12 protein-coding genes and 2 pseudogenes are annotated in these 21,451 nt (G+C 59.5%); 5 read left to right on the top strand and 9 right to left on the bottom strand.

Translation table 11 applies throughout. The features are described from left to right. Positions 1 to 116: 116 nt before the first annotated feature. The 7 genes and pseudogenes from BK659_RS04220 to BK659_RS28230 form a co-directional block, all read right to left on the bottom strand. On the bottom strand, positions 117 to 635 hold the full coding sequence (locus BK659_RS04220; protein ID WP_123423869.1) for an Hcp family type VI secretion system effector: 519 nt from the start codon (positions 633 to 635) through the stop codon (positions 117 to 119). Positions 636 to 1,121: 486 nt separating this feature from the next. Beyond that, on the bottom strand, positions 1,122 to 1,640 hold the full coding sequence (locus BK659_RS04210) for an Hcp family type VI secretion system effector (protein WP_123423867.1): 519 nt from the start codon (positions 1,638 to 1,640) through the stop codon (positions 1,122 to 1,124). A gap of 350 nt (positions 1,641 to 1,990) precedes the next feature. Further along, on the bottom strand, positions 1,991 to 3,454 hold the full coding sequence (gene selO, locus BK659_RS04205) for a protein adenylyltransferase SelO (protein ID WP_123423866.1): 1,464 nt from the start codon (positions 3,452 to 3,454) through the stop codon (positions 1,991 to 1,993). A 58-nt stretch (positions 3,455 to 3,512) separates the two neighbouring features. Beyond that, positions 3,513 to 6,860, bottom strand: a complete 3,348-nt coding sequence (gene mscK / locus BK659_RS04200; protein ID WP_123423865.1) for a mechanosensitive channel MscK — start codon at positions 6,858 to 6,860, stop codon at positions 3,513 to 3,515. A 34-nt stretch (positions 6,861 to 6,894) separates the two neighbouring features. Continuing rightward, the gene (locus tag BK659_RS04195; RefSeq protein ID WP_123423864.1) at positions 6,895 to 8,637 is read right to left on the bottom strand and encodes a potassium/proton antiporter; all 1,743 of its coding nucleotides are present in this window, start codon (positions 8,635 to 8,637) and stop codon (positions 6,895 to 6,897) included. 195 nt (positions 8,638 to 8,832) lie between these two features. Beyond that, on the bottom strand, positions 8,833 to 9,696 hold the full coding sequence (locus tag BK659_RS28235; protein ID WP_404942510.1) for a methyl-accepting chemotaxis protein: 864 nt from the start codon (positions 9,694 to 9,696) through the stop codon (positions 8,833 to 8,835). After that, positions 9,688 to 10,443 (bottom strand): annotated as a pseudogene (locus tag BK659_RS28230) (MCP four helix bundle domain-containing protein); the annotation flags it as partial. The pseudogene BK659_RS28230 and the gene BK659_RS28235, both read right to left, overlap by 9 nt. A gap of 290 nt (positions 10,444 to 10,733) precedes the next feature. Here BK659_RS28230 and BK659_RS04185 point away from each other — a divergent pair. The 4 genes and pseudogenes from BK659_RS04185 (at position 10,734) to BK659_RS28220 (ending at position 13,300) form a co-directional block, all read left to right on the top strand. Further along, positions 10,734 to 10,964, top strand: a complete 231-nt coding sequence (locus BK659_RS04185) for a hypothetical protein (RefSeq protein WP_123423862.1) — start codon at positions 10,734 to 10,736, stop codon at positions 10,962 to 10,964. Further along, the gene (locus tag BK659_RS04180) at positions 10,961 to 11,263 is read left to right on the top strand and encodes a cell division protein ZapA (RefSeq protein WP_123423861.1); all 303 of its coding nucleotides are present in this window, start codon (positions 10,961 to 10,963) and stop codon (positions 11,261 to 11,263) included. Before BK659_RS04185 ends, BK659_RS04180 begins: the two co-directional genes overlap by 4 nt. Before the next feature lie 54 nt (positions 11,264 to 11,317). Next, a pseudogene (locus BK659_RS28225) lies at positions 11,318 to 12,433 on the top strand (HAMP domain-containing protein); the annotation flags it as partial. Positions 12,434 to 12,454: 21 nt separating this feature from the next. After that, positions 12,455 to 13,300 carry a methyl-accepting chemotaxis protein gene (locus tag BK659_RS28220; RefSeq protein ID WP_404942509.1) on the top strand — a complete coding sequence of 282 codons (846 nt, stop codon included), beginning with the start codon at positions 12,455 to 12,457 and terminating at the stop codon, positions 13,298 to 13,300. 135 nt (positions 13,301 to 13,435) lie between these two features. Here the strand turns inward: BK659_RS28220 and BK659_RS04170 are convergent, their stop codons facing one another. Further along, a complete protein-coding gene (locus BK659_RS04170) occupies positions 13,436 to 15,238 on the bottom strand; it encodes an acyl-CoA dehydrogenase (protein WP_123423859.1) in 1,803 nt (600 codons plus the stop codon). A gap of 257 nt (positions 15,239 to 15,495) precedes the next feature. Continuing rightward, on the bottom strand, positions 15,496 to 19,449 hold the full coding sequence (gene putA, locus BK659_RS04160; RefSeq protein ID WP_123423857.1) for a trifunctional transcriptional regulator/proline dehydrogenase/L-glutamate gamma-semialdehyde dehydrogenase: 3,954 nt from the start codon (positions 19,447 to 19,449) through the stop codon (positions 15,496 to 15,498). Between the two features lie 461 nt (positions 19,450 to 19,910). Here putA and putP point away from each other — a divergent pair, with 461 nt between their 5' ends. Next, on the top strand, positions 19,911 to 21,395 hold the full coding sequence (gene putP, locus BK659_RS04155; protein ID WP_123423856.1) for a sodium/proline symporter PutP: 1,485 nt from the start codon (positions 19,911 to 19,913) through the stop codon (positions 21,393 to 21,395). The last annotated feature ends 56 nt before the right edge of the window (positions 21,396 to 21,451 follow it).

The raw sequence follows: 21,451 nt of genomic DNA, 5'->3' as shown, positions 1-21,451 counted from the left end.
TGCTGCAGCATCCATCGATGCCCTGAGTGGGCGATCAACGAAGGCAAGAATTCTTGGGTGGCGCAAACAACATCGACCAGCAGAGCTGGCCGATGTTTTGTAACGGTCGGCCAGACTTAGCCAGCGACCGGGGAACGCCAGTCATCGGAACCCGAAGTACCGGATACTTCGTGGGTCCAGGTGATTTTGCGGTAGGTGAACTCTACGTCTTCCAGGTGAGTGAAGTGCGAGTTCGACGGATCCTGGCAGTTGTGCATGTAGTCTTTGATGTCGACGATGATCGCGTCTTCAAGCTTGGTGGTGAAGTAGTGTTCCTGGGTGCCGGCAGCCGAAGTGCGGTACCACTGGATGGTGATTTCGGTCAGGCGCTCGCCGGAAGTCAGAGCTGCCAGCAGCAGTGGCGAGGACTTGTCGAAAACCTTGGTGATTTTTACTGGCTTGTGAACGCGCTGGCCGGTTGGTTGGCCGGACTGCGGGTCACGCGGGATGATCACTTCGTGGCTGAAACCCTGAACCATGACCTGGTCTTCGTGACCTTCCTGGTAGGTGTTGCCAACCGAATCTGCGGTGAAGGCACCGGCGGTGATCAGGCCTTGTTTGGTGCCAGTGATGGACATATACGCTGGTGTAGCCATGGATGCTCTCCTTGCTAAATAAATGAGGGTGCCCGGGAGGCGAGATCGCCCGGTGGGTACTCCTACATTTCAAGCTTCGTGCCATGTAGTGCATTTCGCATATAAATCAAGGAGATATGCGTTATCAGTGTCGGACCTTCCCTGTTTTGCTGTAGGAGAAATCTCTAATGTGCGCAAGAAGTTGCACAGTGCTGCGCAACTTCTTGCGCACTTGGCTGCAGGCCTTGTGTGGCGTGGCCTGGAGCAGGAATGGTCGATGTTTTCCAGAAGGTGAGTGCGCAAGAAGTTGCTCACTTGGGGTTTTGGCTTCGCTCATGGGGCAAGTTGAAACGAATCGAGCGGGAAGGTGCGATGATTTGTTGTTCTTATGACGTGTCACCGCTGATCCGGACACCCTTGCGGGTGCCTCTGACGCGAGAGTTTCCGATCTGTGTGGACTGCACCGGTCAGTAGGGCTGGCCGATGCAAGCACCTGAGCAATCTGACTTAGCTGTGGATTGGGGCGCGCCAATCGTCAGAACCGGAAGTGCCCGATACTTCGTGGGTCCAAATGATTTTGCGGTAGGTGAAGTACACGTCTTCCAGATGGGTAAAGTGCGACATGTTCGGATCCTGGCAGTTTGGCATACGTGACTGGACCTCAACGATCAGTGCATCGACCAACTCAATGCTGAAATAGTGCTCCTGAGTTCCTGCGCTGGATGTGCGATACCACGCCAAGTGGCAGTTCTCCAGTCTTTCACCAGAGGTCAGTGCGCTAAAGATCAACGGCGAAGACTTGTCGAAAACTTTGGTGATCATCAGGGGACGATGTACGCGCTGGCCGGTCGGTTGACCAGATTGTGGGTCTCTGGGAATGATGACCTGATGCTGAAAAGCCTGAACCAGAATCTGGTTTTCGTGACCTTCCTGATAGATGTTGCCGACAGAGTCTTGGGTGAACGTGTCTGCTGTAATCAGGCCTTGAGTGGTGCCTGTGATGGATAGATACGCGGGTGTTGGCATGAAAGCTTTCCTTGCCTGATCAATCGAGGGTATCCGGGAGAGAAAATCGCCCGATGCACACCTGATGGTTATCAAGCTTCATGCCGTTTATATTTAATCTATAAAAATCAACAAGTTATGTTTTTAGTCGAGCAAATATCGATGGTTTGTCAAGAAAATTGCGCAACTTCTTGCGCACCACAGCGCAAGAAGTTGCGCAGTGCCTTGAAAGCCATACAGGCGATGCTGCAAGCCTGATCGAGACCGAGTTATGCACAGGCACGCTGCGCAAGTTCTTGCGCATCATGGCCATGTGACTGCTTGGAGTGCATGGCTTCGGCGTGTCAGTGGAAACCTTCATCTGAGCGTCCTCACGACGAACAGCTGATCTCCAGGTGCTTGCCCCATTCAGGTGGGCGCTCGGCGTAGCTGTCCATGCCTGGCTGTTCTTCGAACGGTTTGCTCAGTACCGCGTGCAGACGGCGAACCTCTGCGTAGTCGCCACTTTCTGCCGCGTCGATGGCTTTCTGTGCCAGGTAGTTGCGCAGGATGTAGAGCGGGTTGACCGCGTGCATGCGGGTGCGGCGCTGTGCTTGATCGCTGTTGCCGTCGCGGGCGACGCGTGCGCAGTAGAGCTCGGCCCAGGCATCGAAACCCTTGATGTCGACGAAGTCGTCGCGCAAGCGGGCGACGGCAAGCTCGGCGGCTTGATCGCCCAGACGGCGGAAAAACAGGTTGTAGTCGACGCCACTGTTCTGCATCAGTTGCAGCAGTTTTTCGAGCAGTTTCTGGTCGTCCTCTTCGCCTGTGGTCCAGCCGAGGCGACGGCGCATCAAGTCCAGGTAATGAGCTTGATACAGAGGCAAGTACAAGCCGAGGGTTTCGCGCAGAGCGTCGACGCTGATGAACGGTGTCAGGGCCTGGGCCAGCGCGCTGAGGTTCCATTGGCCGATCGGCACCTGATTGCTGAACGAGTAGCGACCCTGATCATCGGAATGGTTGCAGATGAAATTTGCGTCAAAGTCGTCCAGGAAGGCAAACGGGCCGAAGTCGAAAGTGACGCCCAGGATCGACATGTTGTCGGTGTTCATCACCCCGTGGCAGAAACCATAAGCCTGCCATTTGGCGATCAGCTCGGCGTTGCGCTCGACGATCTCGCGGAACATCGCCAGGTAGGGCTCCTGCTGTTCCAGGCACTCGGGGAAGTGCATCGCCAATACGTGCTCGCCGAGGGCTTTCTGCTGCTCGGGTCGTTTGGTGTAGTAGAAGTACTCGAAGTGCCCGAAGCGCACATGGCTCTGCGCCAGGCGCAGGACCATTGCCGCCCGTTCCTGTTTCTCACGCCAGACCGGGGTGTTCGAACCGATCACGCACAGTGCGCGGGTGGTCGGGATGCCCAGGGCGTGCAACGCTTCAGACGCCAGGAACTCACGAATCGACGAACGCAGCACCGCGCGGCCATCGCCCATGCGCGAGTACGGTGTTTGCCCGGCACCCTTGAGGTGCAAGTCCCAGTGTTCGCCGGCCTCGTTGTAGACCTCGCCCAGCAGTAGCCCGCGACCGTCGCCCAATTGCGGGTTATAGGAGCCGAACTGGTGACCGGAGTAGACCATCGCCCGTGGCTCGGCTTCTGCCCATAGCTTGTGACCGCCGAACAGTTCGGCGAACACCGGCGTCTCGGCAACGCCCGGGTCGAGGTCCAGCAGGGCCATGGCCGCAGGGCTGGCAACCACCAGTCGTGGTTCGCCGATGGGCTCAGGCAGTACGTGGGTTGAGAGCGCATCGCCCAGGCGGGCGAAGCGGTTGTCGAAGGTCAGTTCGTCGAGGGCTTTCAACGGCCATCTCCAGCAAAATGTCCGAGCATTCTGCTGGGGAATGGCACGTGGCGTCCAGTCAGTCGAGTTGCACCGACGGTGGCTCGGGTGGGGTCTTGCCTTTATCGGGAGACGTGGCGGGTTTGACCGCATCGCTGGTCAGCAACAGCTGTTCCTGGCCTGTCAGGTTTTTCAGGTGGATATCCACCTGACGGAAAGCGATGTTGATGTTGTGCTTCTTGAACTCGCTGTTGATGAACCGGTTGATTTCATCGAGTGCCGGATTACGGTCACCGAGGTCGCGGACATGAATACGCAGCTCGTGATCGAGGGTACTTTCACCGAAGTTCAGGAAGAATACCGAAGGCGTAGGGTCCTTCAGCACGCGCGGGTTTTCCATGGCGGCTCTGAGCAGCAGGGTTCGCACCAGCTCCAGGTCCGAATCGTAGCCGACGCCCAGCTTGAGGGTTACGCGGGTCACGGTGTCGGTCAGCGACCAGTTGATCAGTTGCCCGGTGATGAACGTCTTGTTCGGGACAATGATGTCCTTGCGGTCGAAGTCGGTGATGGTGGTAGCGCGGATGCGGATTTTGCTCACCGTACCCGACAGGTTGCCGATGGTGATGGTGTCACCGATTCGTACCGGACGTTCGAACAGGATCATTATCCCGGAGATGAAGTTGGCGAAGATCTCCTGCATGCCGAAACCCAGACCCACCGAGAGTGCTGCGACCAGCCATTGCAGTTTGTCCCAGCTCACGCCGAGGGTCGACAGGGTGGAGACAAAACCCACACCGGCAATCGCATAGGTCAGCAAGGTGGTCGTGGCATAGGCGCTGCCCTGGGCCAGGTCGAGCTTGGACAGCACCAGCACCTCGAGCAACCCCGGCAGGTTTCGCGCCAGGGCCACGGTAATACCGATGATGATCAGCGCACCGAGCATGTCGCCGATGCTGATCGGCACCATGCTCATGTTGGCACCGACGCCGCTGGTGTATTCGTACAACGTGATGTTGTCCAGGTACGAGAACACCGTGATCAGGTCTTTCCAGACCCAATACAGCGCAGCGATGAAACCGCCGAGCAGGGCCAGACGAATCAGGCGCAGGGACTGTTCGTTGACCTTCTCGATGTCCAGTGTCGGCTCTTCGACAACCGCTTCACCGTCGCCGGCTTCCTTGGCGGCCTGGCGTTTGGTCAGGGCGCGCTGGTAGGCCAGACGCCGCGCCGCGACGGCCAGACCGCGGACAAAGGTGGCTTCGATGATCAGCCAGAACATCAGCAGGTACAGGGTGTTGATCAACCGGTCGCTGAGTTTCAGTGCGGTGTAGAAATAGCCAAAGCACACGGCGATAAACAAGGCGATCGGCAGCACGGTGAATAGAATGCCGACAGCTTTGCGAAACAGTGAGGCGCTGTTATGTGTCGGGCTGTTGATCAGCAGGCGGCTGAGCAACCAGGCCATCAAGGCATAGCAGGTCAGCACCACGGCAATGCCGATAACGTCATCCGTCAGGGATGCCGGTTGCAATTCGGCAACCGCCACGACGGCCACCAGCGCCAGCACCACGAGGCCCAGACGACGGATCCAGCCACGGAGGAATTCCACTTGAGGTTTTTCCCAGCGAAAGTGCAGTTCCGCCACGCCACCCGGCGCAAGGATCCGGTATGCGGTGTAGAACACCAGCCACGCCTGGGCAATTTGCAGCAGCGCGGCGCCGAGGTTGGCGTTTTGCCCGCGGGCGTCGATCTGCAAGGCGAAACCGCACAGGGCCAGGGCCAGTGACACCGGCATTGCCAGCAACACGTTGATCAGGATCGCCTGCGGTGTGTGCCATTGACTGTCACGTTTGAAGTGACCGATGTCCTGGTGCACCTTGTTCAGTCGCGCATAGAGGTATTTGCGCCGCCAGACCAGGAAGCCGATCAGTAGCACCAGCGGCAGAAACAGCAGTGGCCGCTGGGTCAGGCCGTCGGCCAGCTCGCTCAGGCTCGAAGCCCACGGCAGCGTGACGACCTGTTTCTCCAGTCGGTCCGGCACGCCGCGCATCCATTCGAAATCCAGTGGCTTGTTGCTGGGAATCCAGAACATCTGTTCGTCGAGGGTCGCTCGCAGGCTCTGGGCGGTGGTGAGCAATTGCTTCTGATTCAATTGCAGGGTGATGGATTCGTTGAGCAGCGCACTCAGCTCGCGGCTCAGGCGCTCCAGCAGGTCGGCGCGAGTGACAGCCAGATCCAGCAGGTTTTTGCGCAGTTGCGGGGTGACCTGATCGGCTGGCTGGCTCGCCAGCAAGTTATCCACATAGGCGCCGGGCGTGCTGATCAGTTCGCGCTGTTGATTGACCTCGAACTGGTACAGGCGAATGTCGGCGATGTCGTTGGCCAGGTTCCGATCAAGCGTGAGCCGTGGCAAGGCCTGCTTTTGTTTATAGAGAATCTTCGACAGCAACAGACTGCCCTTGAGTACGCTGATCTGCTCGTCCAGCGCAGCGTCGCTTTGGGTCACGCTGTCGAGTTGCTGCTTGGTTTGCAGGTTCTGCTGGGTCAGTTCGTTGAGGCGGTCGGTGCTTTTGAGCAGGTAGTCGGAGAGCTTCAGGTTGGCAGCGCTTTCCGTGGCCAGCAGATTGCTGCCGCCGGACTTTTGCGCTTCGATCGATTGCTGAGTCACCGTCTGTTGAGACTGGGCCAGGCGCTTCTGGTTGATCAGGGTTTGCAGGTCCTGGATCTCCCGCTCCATCCGTGCGGTTTTCTCTAGCAGCAAGTCATGTTGGCTGTTGCCCAGGTCCTGCAGTTGACTGTTGCCAGCCAGTTCCTGGCGACGCAGCGGGATCAGCGCGTTCAACGCTGCCAGCTCGGCGTTGAGTGTGTCGCGTTGTTCGTTCGTCAGGGCTTTGCCGCTGTCTCTGCCCAGCTTGAGGATGCCATTGATTTGCAGGATGCGTGTCTGGCTGGCGCTGATCTCGGCCTGGGCGCGCTCGGGGCGGGTCTGGGCGGTGATGATCAGGCTGTTGGCATCGGCCAGGGCTTTTTGCAGATCGCTTTGCTGGGTGCTGCGTTCAGTGAGCATCTGCTCGAGTTGTGGCACCGACTGGTTGGCGTAACGTTGCTCGACCGGTACGGCTTTGCTGGCCTTGAGGCGCTCCAGCTCGCGCTGGTTTTCGATGTTCTGCTTGGGCGCAGTGCTCAATTGCTGCTTGAGGTCGTTCAGGCGCTTTTCGTAATCGTCTCTGTTGGACAGTTGAGTCAGTGTCTGTTGCAGCACCAGTTGCAGGGCTTTTTGATCGGCCTCGGGCAGTTTGCGCTCGGCAATCTTGTCCAGGCTCTTCTGCACGGTCTCAGCAGACGGCGGTTCGGCCGCTTGCAGGGAGCCGACGGAGAGACTGAGCCCGAGCAGGGCAATAGCAAAAAATGAGCGCAGAGTAGGCATAGAGACCGATCGAAAACGTAACGAAAAAAGGAGTTTAGAGGAACAACCCGGGGCCCGGGCGACTTCCTTCGGGAAATCTGACGCCCACTTTGGCGATCTTGTTCCCGTCCATGACCGCGACCGTCCAGATGGTGTTGTTCCATTCCACCTGGTCACCGACTACCGGAGCACCACCGACTTTCTGGGTAATGAAGCGACCGAGCGGCATATCCGGATCGACCCCTTCGAGTTGCAGCCCATACAGCGCTGAAACCGCACCCAGCTGGGCGTCGCCTTCCAGAACGAAGTCGCCGAAGAACCGCAAATCGAGGCCGCGTTGCGGCGCCTGACTGAAGAGTTTTCCGAGCGCCGGCAGGTTGTGTTCATGGCCGATAACGCAGAGCAAATCGCCGACTTCGAGCACCGTACTACCCGACGGATGGAGCAGTTGCTGACGGCGAAACAGTGCCGCGATACGTGTGCCTTCGGGCATTTTCAGCTCGCGAAGGGCGGCGCCGATGCACCATTTCTCTGCGCCAAGACGGTACACGAACAGTTCCCACTCACTGGTGACGTGCACTTCAAGGGCGGCCCGAGAGATCGGCGCGGGTTCTGGTGGAACCGTCACCTTCAGCAGTTTGGCAACCCACGGCAGGCTGGTGCCTTGCACCAGCAGCGATACCAGCACGATGAAGAACGCGAGGTTGAAGTACAGCTGGGCGTTTGGCAGGCCGGCCATCAACGGGAACACCGCGAGAATGATCGGGACCGCGCCGCGCAGGCCAACCCAGGAGATAAAGGCCTTCTCGCGCCCATGGAAAGCCTTGAACGGCAGTAGGCCGACCATCACCGACAGCGGCCGCGCACACAGAATCATCCACAGCGCCAGACCGAGGGCGGGCAGGGCAATGGGTAGCAAGTCGTGGGGTGTCACCAGCAGCCCCAGCACCAGGAACATACCGATCTGCGCCAGCCAGGCCATGCCGTCGAGCATGTGCAGAATGCCGTGGCGGCTGCGCACCGGACGGTTGCCGATCACCAGGCCGCACAGGTACACCGCGAGAAAGCCGCTGCCGTGCAAGGCGTTGGTCAGGGCGAACACCACCAGACCGCCAGCGATCACCAGAATCGGGTACAGGCCGGCGGCCAGGTGGATTCGATTGACCATTTGCAGCATCAGCCAGCCACCGCCCAGACCGACGATGGCGCCGATGCCGAACTCACGAAACAGGTGGGTGAGCAGGCTCCAGTGCAGGCCGGTCTGGCCGCTGGCGAGCATGTCGATCAAGGTGACGGTGAGAAACACCGCCATCGGGTCGTTGCTGCCGGATTCGATTTCCAGGCTGGCGGTCACCCGTTCGTTGAGACCTTTGCCACCCAGCAGCGAGAACACCGCCGCGGCGTCGGTGGAGCCGACGATGGCGCCAATCAGCAGACCCTGGATCAGGTTCAGGTTGAACAGCCAGGCCGCGGCCAGGCCGGTCAGCCCGGTGGTGATCAGTACCCCGACCGTGGCCAGCGACAGCGCCGGCCATAATGCCACGCGGAAACTCGCGACCCGGGTGCGCAATCCGCCGTCGAGCAGGATCACGGCCAGCGCGAGGTTGCCGACCAGATAGGCGGTTGGGTAGTTATCGAAGATGATGCCGCCGCCGTCGACGCCGGCAGCCATGCCCACGGCCAGGATGATCACCAGAATCGGGATCCCGAGGCGGGACGAAAGTGAGCTCACCAGAATGCTCGCACCTACCAGCAACGCGCCGATCAAGAACAGGCTGTTGATGGTCGTCGCATTCAAAGGCAGTACTCCGGAAAGCTGAAAGACAGGCGCAGACTGACCATGCAGTCTGCGTGCCAGCGATTCTAACCTGTTGAAATGTGATGCTGTCAAAAAGCTTTTGACGATCAAAAGATCGCAGCCTGCGGCAGCTCCTACAAGGTATACATCCGTAGGAGCTGCCGCAGGCTGCGATCTTTTCCAGGCTACGCGTAATTAAAGGCTAAACCGCCCAACCATATTGTTCAGGTCCAGCGCCAAACGCGACAGTTCGTTGCTCGCAGCGCTGGTCTGGTTGGCGCCGGTGGCCGATTGCACCGACAGGTCGCGGATGTTCACCAGGTTGCGGTCGACTTCACGGGCCACTTGGGCCTGTTCTTCGGCGGCGCTGGCGATCACCAGGTTGCGCTCGTTGATTTCGACAATGGCGCTGTTGATGGTGTCCAGCGATATACCGGCGCCACGAGCGATGTTCAGGGTCGACTCAGCGCGCTCGGTGCTGTTGCGCATCGAGTCGACGGCGTGTTCGGTGCCGCTCTGGATGCTGCCGATCATGCGCTCGATTTCGCTGGTCGATTGCTGTGTGCGGTGAGCCAGGGCGCGAACCTCGTCGGCGACCACGGCAAAACCGCGACCGGCTTCACCGGCACGAGCAGCCTCGATGGCGGCGTTCAGTGCCAGCAGGTTGGTCTGATCGGCCAGACCGCGAATCACGTCCAGCACCTTGCCGATGTCTCGAGACTCGTTGGCCAGGTCGCCGATCAGGGTGGCAGTGCTCTGCACATCAGCGCTCATGCGTTCGATGGCGCTGACGGTTTCCTGCACCAGATCACGGCCGTCACCGGCCGAGGTGGTGGCGTTTTTCGAGGCTTCGGAGGTGCTGACCGCGTTGCGTGCGACTTCTTCCACGGCACTGGTCATTTCGTTGACGGCCGTCGCGGCTTGCTCGATTTCGTTGTTTTGCTGAGTCAGGCCACGGGCGCTTTCGTCGGTGACGCTGTTCAGCTCTTCGGCGGCGGAAGCCAACTGAGTCGCCGAACCCGAGATCCGTTGCAGGGTGTCGCGCAGTTTCTCCTGCATCTTCAACATGGCCTGCAACAAGCGGCCAGCTTCGTCGCTCCCGTCGACGATGATCGGCCGGGTCAGGTTGCCCTCGGCGATTTCTTCGGCGGCGCTCAGGGCCTTGGCGATGGGCTGGGTGATGCTGTTGGTCAGCAGCCAGGCAAACAGCAGGGTCAAGCCTGTAGCGATCACCAGCAGGGTTACCACCAGGTTGAAGGCCGAGGAATATTGGTCGGCGGCTTTCTGGTTGAAGTCGGCGGCTTGATCGTTGTTGATCTGCATCAGCCGGTTAAGCACGGTGTTGACCGCCTCGGAGTTGGTCAGCAGTTCGGTGTTGAGCAATGTGCGCAATTCATCGACCTGGTTATTGCGCGACAGGCTCTTCATGCGATCTTCAAGCTGGCGGTACTGACCCAGCAGCTGCACGTACTCATCGTAGGCCGCACGTTCCTGCGGGCTGCTGATGACTTTTTCGTAATCGGACTGGGCTGTGCGAATCTGCTGGCTGCGTTGATCGAACAGCGCGAGAGTCTTTTGCTGTACGTCCGGCTCGCGGTTGGTCAGCAAGCGGTAAGACAACACCCGCTGGCGCAAGGCGAGCTGGGTGAACTCGTCCAGGGCCTTGATGCTCGGCACGCTGTTCTGAACGATGTCTTCACCGGCAGCGCGAATTTTGCTCATCTGATTCAAGGCGAACACACCCAGAATCAGCATCAGGCTACCGATCAGGGTGAAGCCAAGGAACGCCCGCGGCGCGATATTCATATTACGAAGGGACATGGTGTTCACCAAAAAGCGCGCATTGGCACGAGGTCTGAGACGGGGTATGTATGACTTATCGGTCATACGACTAAAGTCTTGAGCCTCTGTGCGCTTTTGCCGCAGATAGATCGCACTGACGAGCTGTCAGGAACCAGATCGGACAATCGCAGTCTTTAAAACTCGCAAGCAAGGTCGCCGCCAGGAAAATCAAGGCTCTGCGCCCGGATAACCCTGGCATCCGTGGTGACTTTTCTTTATCGTACGCGCCCTTTGAAAATGCTCGGAAAATCAAAATGTTGGAAGCATCCCTAAGCCAATTGGAACAGCTGGTCAGCGACCTGGTGCAACACAACCAGGAACTGCTCGGCACGAACGCAACACTGAGTGCAGAACTGGCCCAGGCCAAGGATGAAAACGAAAGCCTGCAGCTGAGCCTGATGGAGCAGGAAGAGAAGCAGGGCGCCACTGTCGCGCGCATTCAAGCGCTGGTTGAGCGTGTGAGCGCAGGTCCTGTGAACGCATGAGACACGGTGCCGACGGGATAAAAGTCGTCTCGATTCTCGGAGAAGACTATTCGATCAAGGCGCCGGCCGGGGAAGAGCAGACCCTGCTGGACGCCGCATTGATGTTGAAAGCGGTGCTGGCTGAGACCAAAAAGAAATACCCGACCCTGATCGGGGACAAACTGTTGGTGCTTACGGCAATGAACCTGTGTTCGCAGCAGCTTGCAATGCACAAACGTCACCAGCAGGAACTCGACCGTTACCAAGAGCAAGTCAGCGCCACGGTTGAAGTGATTTCGAAGACGATCAATCAGGCCTGATCAGCTTGCGCACAACCAAAGAGTAGATTGTCGGTTTAGTTGTATACAATCGGCATGGCTGTTGCAGTAGATTTGCCTCTTACTCTTTGGGGGTGCTTCATGCAGTTCTGGCGACGCAGTATTCAATGGCAGTTGATCCTGAGTATGGGCACCGCCCTGCTGGTCAGTATTCTGATCGTGGTCGGCATTTATACCCTGGTGGTCAACCGCCTCGCCCAGAGCTATCTGGTCGAGCAAGCACTGCCATCAAGCATCGAAGCGATGCGCAACGACATCGAACGGATTCTGGTCCAGCCGCTTACCGCGGCCAAGGATATCGCCAGCAACAGCATGGTGCGCCAGTGGTTGGCCGAGGGTGAAAACACTGCCCGGGCCAACGACTTCGTCAGCTATCTGGAAGGCATTCGCGCCGAGCACAAAGCCTTTACCGCGCTGATCGCAGGCACGGAGTCGGGCCACTACTACACCGAAAAAGGTCTTGATCGGACCCTCAGCCGATCCAATCCGAGCGATGCCTGGTTCTACGCCTTCCTCGACAGCAACCAGCCGCGCACCCTCAATATCGACAAAGACACTGCAACTGGTGAGTTGGCCTTGTTCATCGACCTCAAGGTCTCGCAGGGCGGCAAGGTCGTGGGCGTTGCCGGGTTGGGCCTGAGTATGAAAGAACTGTCGGAGCTGATTCACAACTTCAGCTTTGGCGAGCGCGGGAAGGTCTATCTGGTGCGTTCCGACGGTTTGATCCAGGTGCATCCCGAGGCCGGATTCAGCAACAAACGCCAGTTGGCCGAGCAGATCGGCGGCCCGGCGGCGCAAGCGGTGATGGGCCATCAAGGCCCGACCAGCAGCGGTTTTGTACGCGATGGCGAAGACTACCTGGCCCTGAGTCTGCCATTGCGCGACCTGGGCTGGACTCTGGTGGCGGAAGTGCCGCAATCGCAGATCTACGCCGAGGCCCGACACGCAATGTGGCTGACCAGCGCCATAGGTCTGGGCGTTGCGCTGGTGTGCCTGTTATTGGTGGTGTTGCTGGCTCGTGGACTGGTCCGGCCGATCCGTCAGGTAACAGCGGCACTGGTAGCGATTGGTAGCGGTGGTGGCGATTTGACCCACAGGTTAGATTCCAGCCGCGCCGATGAGCTGGGCGACCTGGCCCGAGGTTTCAATCGTTTCCTTGAAAATCAACGCAACATGATCGGCGAAGTTCTAGCCACCAGCGAGCGTTTGCGCACCGCCGTCGGGCAAGTCGCGCGGGTGGTGGAAAACACCGCCGAGCGTTCCGGACGACAGCAGGAAATGACCGACATGGTCGCCACCGCCGTGCACGAAATGGGCCTCACCGTGCAGGAAATCGCGCAGAACGCCGGCAACGCGGCGGTCGCCTCGCAAACAGCCCGCGATGAAGCCTTGCAGGCGCGTGAAGTGGTCGGCGGCTCGATCCGGCATATCGAAAGCATGTCCGATGAAATCGGTATCGCTGCCAGTGCCGTCGGCGAGCTGGCGACTCAGGTCGCGTCCATCGATCAGGTACTGGCGGTGATTCGCGGGATCTCCGAGCAGACCAACTTGCTGGCGCTGAACGCGGCGATTGAAGCGGCGCGGGCCGGAGACATGGGCCGGGGCTTTGCAGTGGTGGCTGACGAAGTGCGGACACTGGCACGGCGTACGCAATCGTCCACCGATGAAATCCAGCAGATGATCGGCAGCCTCAAGCAGGGCGCAGAGAATGCTGTGTCGTCGATGCACTCAGGGCAAGCGGCGACCGGTACAGGCGTCGAGTCGAGCCAGCGCACGGGGGCGTCGTTGACCGCGATTACCGGGCAGGTCGAACGCATCAGCGACATGAACCATCAAGTAGCGACGGCCACCGAAGAGCAGTCGGCGGTAACCGAAGAGATCAACCGGAATGTGCAGGGGATTTCTGATCTGGCTCGGGCCACGGCGGGTGAGGTGAGGGCGTGTCGTGAGGATTGCCAGACATTGCAGCGGTTGGCCGATGACCTGGCGCGGCAGATGGGTGGCTTCAAGTTGAATTGAAAATTGCGTTGCTTGTACCGACGCCATCGCGAGCAGGCTCGCTCCCACAATGGTCCGCGTTTAACCAGACAACGCGTTCAACTGTGGGAGCGAGCCTGCTCGCGATTGGTTTTTGGCCGTGTCACAAGGCTTTGGTCAGAACCATTCATCCTGCATCCCCAGACACGTATCATCCCGCGCCTCAAGAATCGCCAGTTCGTGATGGCAGCCCGGCACTTCCCAGGTCAGGAAATACCGCGCGGCTTGCAGCTTGCCTTTATAGAAACTCGCATCCTGCGCATTGCCCTTGGCCAACCCTTCTTCAGCACGGATCGCCTGTTCCAGCCAGCGCCAGCCGATCACTGTGTGACCGAACGCCTTGAGGTACAGCGCCGAGTTGGCAAGACTGCTGTTGACCTTACCTTGGGCCAGGTCAGTCAGCAGGCCGATGGTCACGGTTTGCAGGCGAGCCACCAGTTTTTCCAGCGGCTCTCGAAGTGGCGTTAACGATTCGTACGTATGGGCGCGTTCGGCGGTGTCGGCGATCAGTCGAATCAATTGTTTGAGCCCGGCGCCACCGTTCTGCGCCAGTTTGCGCCCCAGCAGGTCCAGCGACTGAATACCGTGAGTGCCTTCATGAATCGGGTTCAGGCGATTGTCGCGGTAATACTGTTCCACCGGGTATTCGCGGGTGTAGCCGTGGCCGCCGAGGATCTGGATCGCCAGTTCGTTGGCCTTCAGGCAGAACTCCGAGGGCCAGGATTTGACGATCGGCGTCAGCAAGTCGAGCAGCTCGTGAGCCTGTTTGCGCTCGGCTTCGGTCTCAAGGGTGGTGGTGTCATCGAACAGTCGTGCGGCGTACAGACCGAGGTCGAACGCGCCTTCGACATAAGCCTTCTGGGTCAGCAGCATGCGTTTGACGTCGGCGTGCTGGATGATCGAAACGGGTGCAGTGTTCGGGTCCTTGCTGTCTGGCAGGCGACCTTGCGGGCGCTCGCGGGCGTACTCCAGCGAGTACAGATAACCGGCATAACCGAGCATCACCGCGCCCATGCCGACGCCGATCCGCGCTTCGTTCATCATCTGGAACATGCAGCTCAGGCCTTGATGCGGCTTGCCCACCAGGTAGCCGACACACTCACCATTGTCGCCGAAGTTCAGCGCGGTAGAAGTGGTGCCGCGCCAGCCCATCTTGTGGAACAGCCCGGCCAGCAGCACGTCGTTGCGCTTGCCCAGGCTGCCGTCATCATTGACCAGGAATTTAGGCACGATAAACAGCGAAATGCCTTTCACCCCCGCAGGTGCATCCGGCAGCTTGGCCAGCACCATGTGCACGATGTTTTCCGACAGCGGATGGTCGCCGCCGGAGATGAAGATCTTGTTGCCCTTGAGTCGATACGTGCCGTCTGCGACCGGTTCGGCACGGGTGCGGATGTCCGATAGCGAGGAGCCGGCGTGAGGCTCGGTCAGGGCCATGGTGCCGAAGAAGCGGCCGTCGATCATCGGTTGCAGGAAGCGTCGTTTCTGCTCATCGGTGCCGAAGCTTTCGATCAGGTTGGCCGCACCCATGGTCAGGAACGGGTAGGACGTCGTCGCGGCGTTGGCTGACTGAAAGTGCGCAAAACAGGCTTGCGACAGCAGGGTCGGCAATTGCATGCCGCCGGCTTCGAAACTGCGTGCGGCGTTGAGAAAGCCCGCTTCCAGGAACGCGTCCACCGCAGGTTTCACTTCCGGAATCAGGATCGCCTTGCCGTCTTCGTAGCGCGGTTCGTTCTCGTCACCCTTGCGGTTATGCGGGGCAAAGAACTTCTCGGCAAGGCTGCGCGCAGTACCAATGGCAGCGTCGAACGTCTCGCGATTGTGCTCGGCGAAACGCTCGCGCTGGGTCAGGCCCTCGGCATCAAGGACTTCATACAGCTCGAAAGCCAGATTGCGGGAACTGAGCAGCGTCTCGGACATGGCGGCCTACCTTTATTGGAATGGACCGAGTCTAGTTGCGGGAATAGAAGCTGAACAGGATGATTGATGAGCGTGATGGTGGGGCAGAGCAGCGACTTAGCAGGCGCCACAAAGCAAATGTGGGAGCGAGCTTGCTCGCGAAGAGGTCGGCACATTCAACATGGATGTTGGCTGTCAGTCCGTCTTCGCGAGCAAGCTCGCTCCCACAGTGATTTGCATTCCAGGTGCCCATTGCAGGCACCCGGCTCTATTGCGGTTTAACCGATCGTCATCAGACTGGCATTACCACCCGCCGCCGCAGTGTTGACGCTCAACGCACGCTCGATCACCAGGCGTTCCAGCGCAATGCCGGTTTCGCCTTGCGACAGACCGTGAACCCCGACGATCGCGCCGGCACGCTTGGCCACTTGCTGACAGACCGCACGCAACTGGTCGGAATGGCCGTGATGCAGAACCGCATCAAACACCACTTCGTCCTTGTTCCAGTCGGCCACCAGTTTGATCCGTGCTTGCACTTCTTTCGGCAGACGAGCCAACAGCGCTTTGCTCAGTTCACCTTCCGGCAACACCGCCGAGCCTCCCACGGCCAGTACCGCCGCCAGTTGGTTCAGCAGATCGCTTTCGACTTCCGCCAGGCACAGCACGTGTTCACGCGGCAGGATGGCGTAGCTGTTGCGCTCGCCCGTCGGGCCGTTCAGCGTACGGGTGATCCCGCTTTGCGATTGCGCCGCGAATTGCGCGCACAGTGCGCTCAGCTCGGCCAGCTTTTGGCTGTCGGCCCAGGTTTGCAGGGCGGTCAGCGGTTTGCTCATGGCGTCACGCAGACGAACATCCGGCGCGCTCAGGGCATCGCCGCGAGCGAAAGATTGTTCGATTGCATCGGTAGGACGAGTCGACAGCAAGCGGTACAAGTACAACGGACCACCGGCTTTCGGGCCAGTCCCCGACAGGCCTTCACCACCGAACGGCTGCACACCGACCACAGCACCGACGATGTTGCGGTTGACGTAGACGTTACCGGCGTTGACGTTGTCGATCACCTTGGCGATGGTCTCGTCGATGCGCGTGTGCACACCCAGCGTCAGACCGTAGCCGGAAGCGTTGATCTGCCCGATCAGTTGATCGATGTCTTTGCGCTTGTAGCGCACCACGTGCAGCACCGGGCCGAAGATCTCCCGTTGCAGTTCGTCGAAGCTTTCCAGTTCGATCAGGGTCGGCATCACGAAGGTGCCGCGCTTGCATTCTTCCATGTCTGCAATGGCGACCTGGTAGACGTTGCGACCTTTTTCACGCATGCCCTGAATGTGCTTCTCGATGCCAGCCTTGGCTTCGGCGTCGATCACCGGGCCGATGTCCACGGACAGGCGCTCAGGGTTGCCGAGGCGGCATTGCGCCATGGCACCTTTGAGCATTTCGATCACCCGGTCTGCAGAATCTTCCTGCAAACACAGTACGCGCAGGGCCGAGCAGCGTTGGCCGGCGCTGTCGAAGGCCGAGGACACCACGTCAATGACCACTTGTTCGGTCAACGCCGAGGAGTCGACGATCATCGCGTTCTGGCCGCCGGTTTCGGCAATCAGCGGGATCGGACGGCCCTGGCTATCCAGACGCCCGGCGACATTGCGTTGCAGCAACCGCGCGACTTCGGTGGAGCCAGTGAACATCACGCCTTTGACCCGATCATCGCCAACCAGGCGGGCACCAACCGTTTCGCCACGGCCCGGCAGCAGTTGCAGCACGCCTTCCGGAATCCCGGCTTCGAGCAGTATGCGTACCGCTTGAGCAGCCACCAGCGGTGTTTGCTCTGCCGGTTTGGCCAGTACCGGGTTACCGGCGGCCAGTGCGGCGGCGACTTGACCGCTGAAGATCGCCAGCGGGAAGTTCCACGGGCTGATGCACACCACCGGACCCAATGGACGGTGGGCATCGTTGGTGAAATCGTTGCGTGCCTGCACCGCGTAGTAACGCAGGAAGTCCACGGCTTCACGCACTTCGGCGATGGCGTTGGCGAAGGTCTTGCCGGCTTCGCGAGCCAGCAGGCCCATCAACGGCTGGATTTCGCCTTCCATCAAATCGGCGGCACGTTCGAGGATCGCGGCGCGTTCGGCGGGCGGGGTGGCCTGCCAGATCGGAGCGGCGTTCAGTGCACACTGGATGGCGTTGTCGACGTCGGTGACGGTGGCTTCTTGCACATGACCGACCACGTCACGCAGGTCCGACGGGTTGAGCACCGGTGCCGGGGTTTCAGTGCTGGACGCGCAACCGAGCATCGGAGCGGCTTTCCATTGGTTGTGAGCAGTGGCCAACAGTGCACAGGACAGCGATGCCAGACGATGTTCGTTGGCCAGGTCGATGCCGCTGGAGTTGGCGCGCTCGCTACCGTACAGGTCACGCGGCAGCGGGATACGCGGGTGCGGCAGACCGAAGCCGCCTTCCAGCGTCGCCATCTGCTCGATGCTGCTCACCGGGTCGGCTACCAGCTCCTGGATCGAGATCGATTGATCGGCGATACGGTTGACGAACGAGGTGTTCGCGCCGTTTTCCAGCAAGCGGCGCACCAGGTACGCCAGTAGGGTTTCGTGGGTGCCGACCGGTGCGTACACGCGGCACGGACGGTTCAGCTTGCCTTCGGATACCTTGCCTACAACTTGTTCGTACAGCGGTTCGCCCATGCCGTGCAGGCACTGGAACTCGTACTGGCCGGGGTAATAGTTCTGACCCGCAATATGATAAATCGCCGACAGGGTGTGGGCGTTATGCGTGGCGAACTGCGGGTAGATGACTTCCGGTACCGAGAGCAGTTTGCGGGCGCAGGCAATGTAGGAAACGTCGGTGTACACCTTGCGGGTGTACACCGGGTAGCCTTCCAGGCCTTCGACCTGGGCGCGCTTGATTTCGCTGTCCCAGTAGGCGCCTTTCACCAGACGGATCATCAGGCGATGACGGCTGCGGCGAGCCAGGTCGATCACGTAGTCGATCACGTACGGGCAACGCTTCTGGTACGCCTGAATCACGAAACCGATACCGTTCCAGCCGGTCAGTTGCGGCTCGAAGCACAGACGCTCGAGCAGATCCAGCGACAGCTCGAGGCGGTCGGCTTCTTCGGCGTCGATGTTCAGGCCGATGTCGTATTGCTTGGCCAGCAGGGTCAGCGACAAGAGGCGCGGGTACAACTCGTCCATCACGCGCTCGTACTGGGCACGGCTGTAACGCGGGTGCAGGGCCGAGAGCTTGATCGAGATGCCCGGGCCTTCATAAATGCCACGACCGTGGGAAGCCTTGCCGATCGAGTGGATGGCTTGTTCGTAGGACGCGAGGTATTTCTGGGCGTCATGTTCGGTGAGTGCGGCTTCGCCGAGCATGTCGTAGGAATAGCGGAAACCCTTGGCTTCGAACTTGCTGGCGTTGGCCAGGGCTTCTGCGATGGTTTCGCCGGTGACGAACTGCTCGCCCATCAAGCGCATGGCCATGTCGACGCCCTTGCGGATCATCGGCTCGCCGCTCTTGCCGATGATGCGGCTCAGGGATGAGGTCAGGCCTGTTTCGTTGTGGGTGGCGACCAGTTTGCCGGTCAGCAACAGACCCCAGGTAGCGGCGTTGACGAACAGCGACGGGCTGTTGCCCAAGTGCGGTTGCCAGTTACCGGTGCTGATCTTGTCGCGGATCAGCGCATCGCGAGTGCCCTTGTCCGGGATGCGCAGCAGCGCTTCGGCCAGACACATCAGCGCCACGCCTTCCTGGGACGACAGGGAAAACTCCTGCAGCAAGCCCTGAACAATCCCTGCGCGGCCGCCAGAGCTTTTCTGATTGCGCAGCTTCTCGGCAATCGACGCCGCCAGCTTGTTGGTGGCCTCGGCCATCGGGGCTGGCAGGCGAGCCTGCTCCAGCAGCATCGGTACGACTTCCGGCTCCGGACGGCGGTAGGCGGCAGTGATCGAGGCGCGCAGCACTGATTGCGGGAGGATGCTTTCAGCGAATTCGAGGAAGCACTGATGGGCGTGATCGACGTGGGCGTCGCTGCCGTCATCGGCTTCAGAGCGGGTCAAACCGCTCAGCTCGGTCAGGGTTGCACCACCCTCGAGTTTTTCCAGGTAATTGAAAATCGCCTGTTTGATCAGCCAATGCGGCGTGCGATCAATCGAGGTCGCGGCAGCTTTGAGGCGCTCGCGGGTCGGGTCATCGAGTTTGACCCCAAGGGTGGTGGTAGCCATATTTTTATCCTCATGTTTGCCACGACTGCGTGGCATCAGCTGGCGGCAAGATTAGCCGTGCGCCGAAAGAGGTGCAACCGGGTGCAACCCTTTTTTTGTCGGAATAATAGGCAGCTTGTCAGGAAATAAATTCTGGTTCGCGGCCTCTGCTCTTGCTTGGTGCTTTTTGCAGTAGTTAACAAAGGTTCTTGCTCCGAAAAGGAGCAAAAACCGGGGTTTGAAAGAAAATTCGTATCAGGTGCAACTTATTCCCAAAAACTGGTTGCACCTTATTTGCTTTGTTGAATAGCATTCGTGCACCAAGGTGCAACCGTCCACCCAGACGGTTCATCGGCTGATGGCTTTCCTGGGGAAACATCAGTCATAAATGCGCGGATTACCCGATCGTCTCTCAAACGCAAGCGTTTGGCGGCGATTCGACAGACCGCTGCTACATAAAAACAAAGCCAGGGCGTAACTCAATGAGTGCAAGCAATCCAACCTTGATCACGTTCGTGATCTACATCGCAGCCATGGTGCTGATCGGCTTCATGGCCTATCGCTCCACCAACAACCTTTCCGACTACATTCTGGGTGGCCGTAGCCTGGGCAGCGTCGTGACCGCGCTTTCCGCTGGCGCTTCCGATATGAGCGGCTGGTTGTTGATGGGCCTGCCGGGCGCCATCTACATGTCTGGCCTGTCGGAAAGCTGGATCGCCATCGGCCTGATTGTCGGTGCGTACCTGAACTGGCTGTTCGTGGCCGGTCGTCTGCGCGTGCAGACCGAACACAATGGCGACGCGCTGACGCTGCCGGATTACTTCTCCAGCCGTTTTGAAGACAAGAGCGGCTTGCTGCGGATCATCTCTGCGGTTGTGATTCTGGTGTTCTTCACCATTTATTGCGCTTCCGGCATCGTGGCCGGTGCCCGTCTGTTTGAAAGCACCTTCGGCATGTCCTACGAGACTGCGCTGTGGGCCGGTGCTGCGGCGACTATTGCCTACACCTTCGTCGGTGGTTTCCTGGCCGTCAGCTGGACTGACACCGTACAAGCCACGCTGATGATCTTCGCCCTGTTGCTGACGCCGATCATCGTGCTGCTGGCCACCGGCGGCATCGACACCACGTTCCTGGCCATCGAAGCACAAGATCCAGGCAACTTCGACATGCTGAAGAACACCAGCTTCATCGGCATCATTTCGCTGATGGGCTGGGGTCTTGGTTACTTTGGTCAGCCGCACATCCTGGCGCGCTTCATGGCGGCGGATTCGGTCAAGTCGATTGCCAACGCCCGTCGCATCTCCATGACCTGGATGATCCTCTGCCTGGGCGGCACCGTGGCGGTGGGCTTCTTCGGTATCGCTTACTTCTCGGCGAACCCGGCCGTGGCGATGCCCGTGAGTGAGAACCACGAGCGTGTGTTCATTGAGCTGGCCAAGATCCTCTTCAATCCATGGATCGCTGGTGTGTTGCTGTCGGCCATTCTGGCTGCGGTGATGAGTACCCTGAGCTGCCAGTTGCTGGTGTGCTCGAGTGCCCTGACCGAAGACTTCTACAAATCCTTCCTGCGTAAAAACGCCTCCCAGGTTGAACTGGTCTGGGTCGGTCGCGCGATGGTCCTGGCCGTTGCATTGATTGCCATCGCCATGGCTGCCAATCCGGAAAACCGCGTACTGGGTCTGGTCAGCTACGCCTGGGCCGGCTTCGGTGCTGCGTTCGGTCCGGTGGTCCTGATCTCGGTACTGTGGAAAGGCATGACCCGCAACGGCGCACTGGCCGGTATCGTGGTCGGCGCACTCACCGTGATCGTCTGGAAGCATTTCAACCTGCTGGGTCTGTACGAAATCATCCCGGGCTTCATCTTCGCCAGCCTCGCCATTGTGCTGGTCAGCAAAATGGGTGAGCCGTCGGCCGGCATGCTGCAGCGTTTTGCCGCAGCGGAAAAAGATTTCCACCTGAACAAGTGATGTGAAGCGCTGATCCTTCGCTGATTAAAAAAGCGGCCCGCAACCTTTATGGATGC

Origin of the sequence: Pseudomonas brassicacearum (assembly GCF_003732225.1) — a bacterium.
Classification (GTDB): Bacteria; Pseudomonadota; Gammaproteobacteria; order Pseudomonadales; family Pseudomonadaceae; genus Aquipseudomonas; species Aquipseudomonas brassicacearum_E.
Note: the sequence above shows the minus strand (reverse complement) of the source record. Positions and strands in the feature narration are given on the sequence as shown.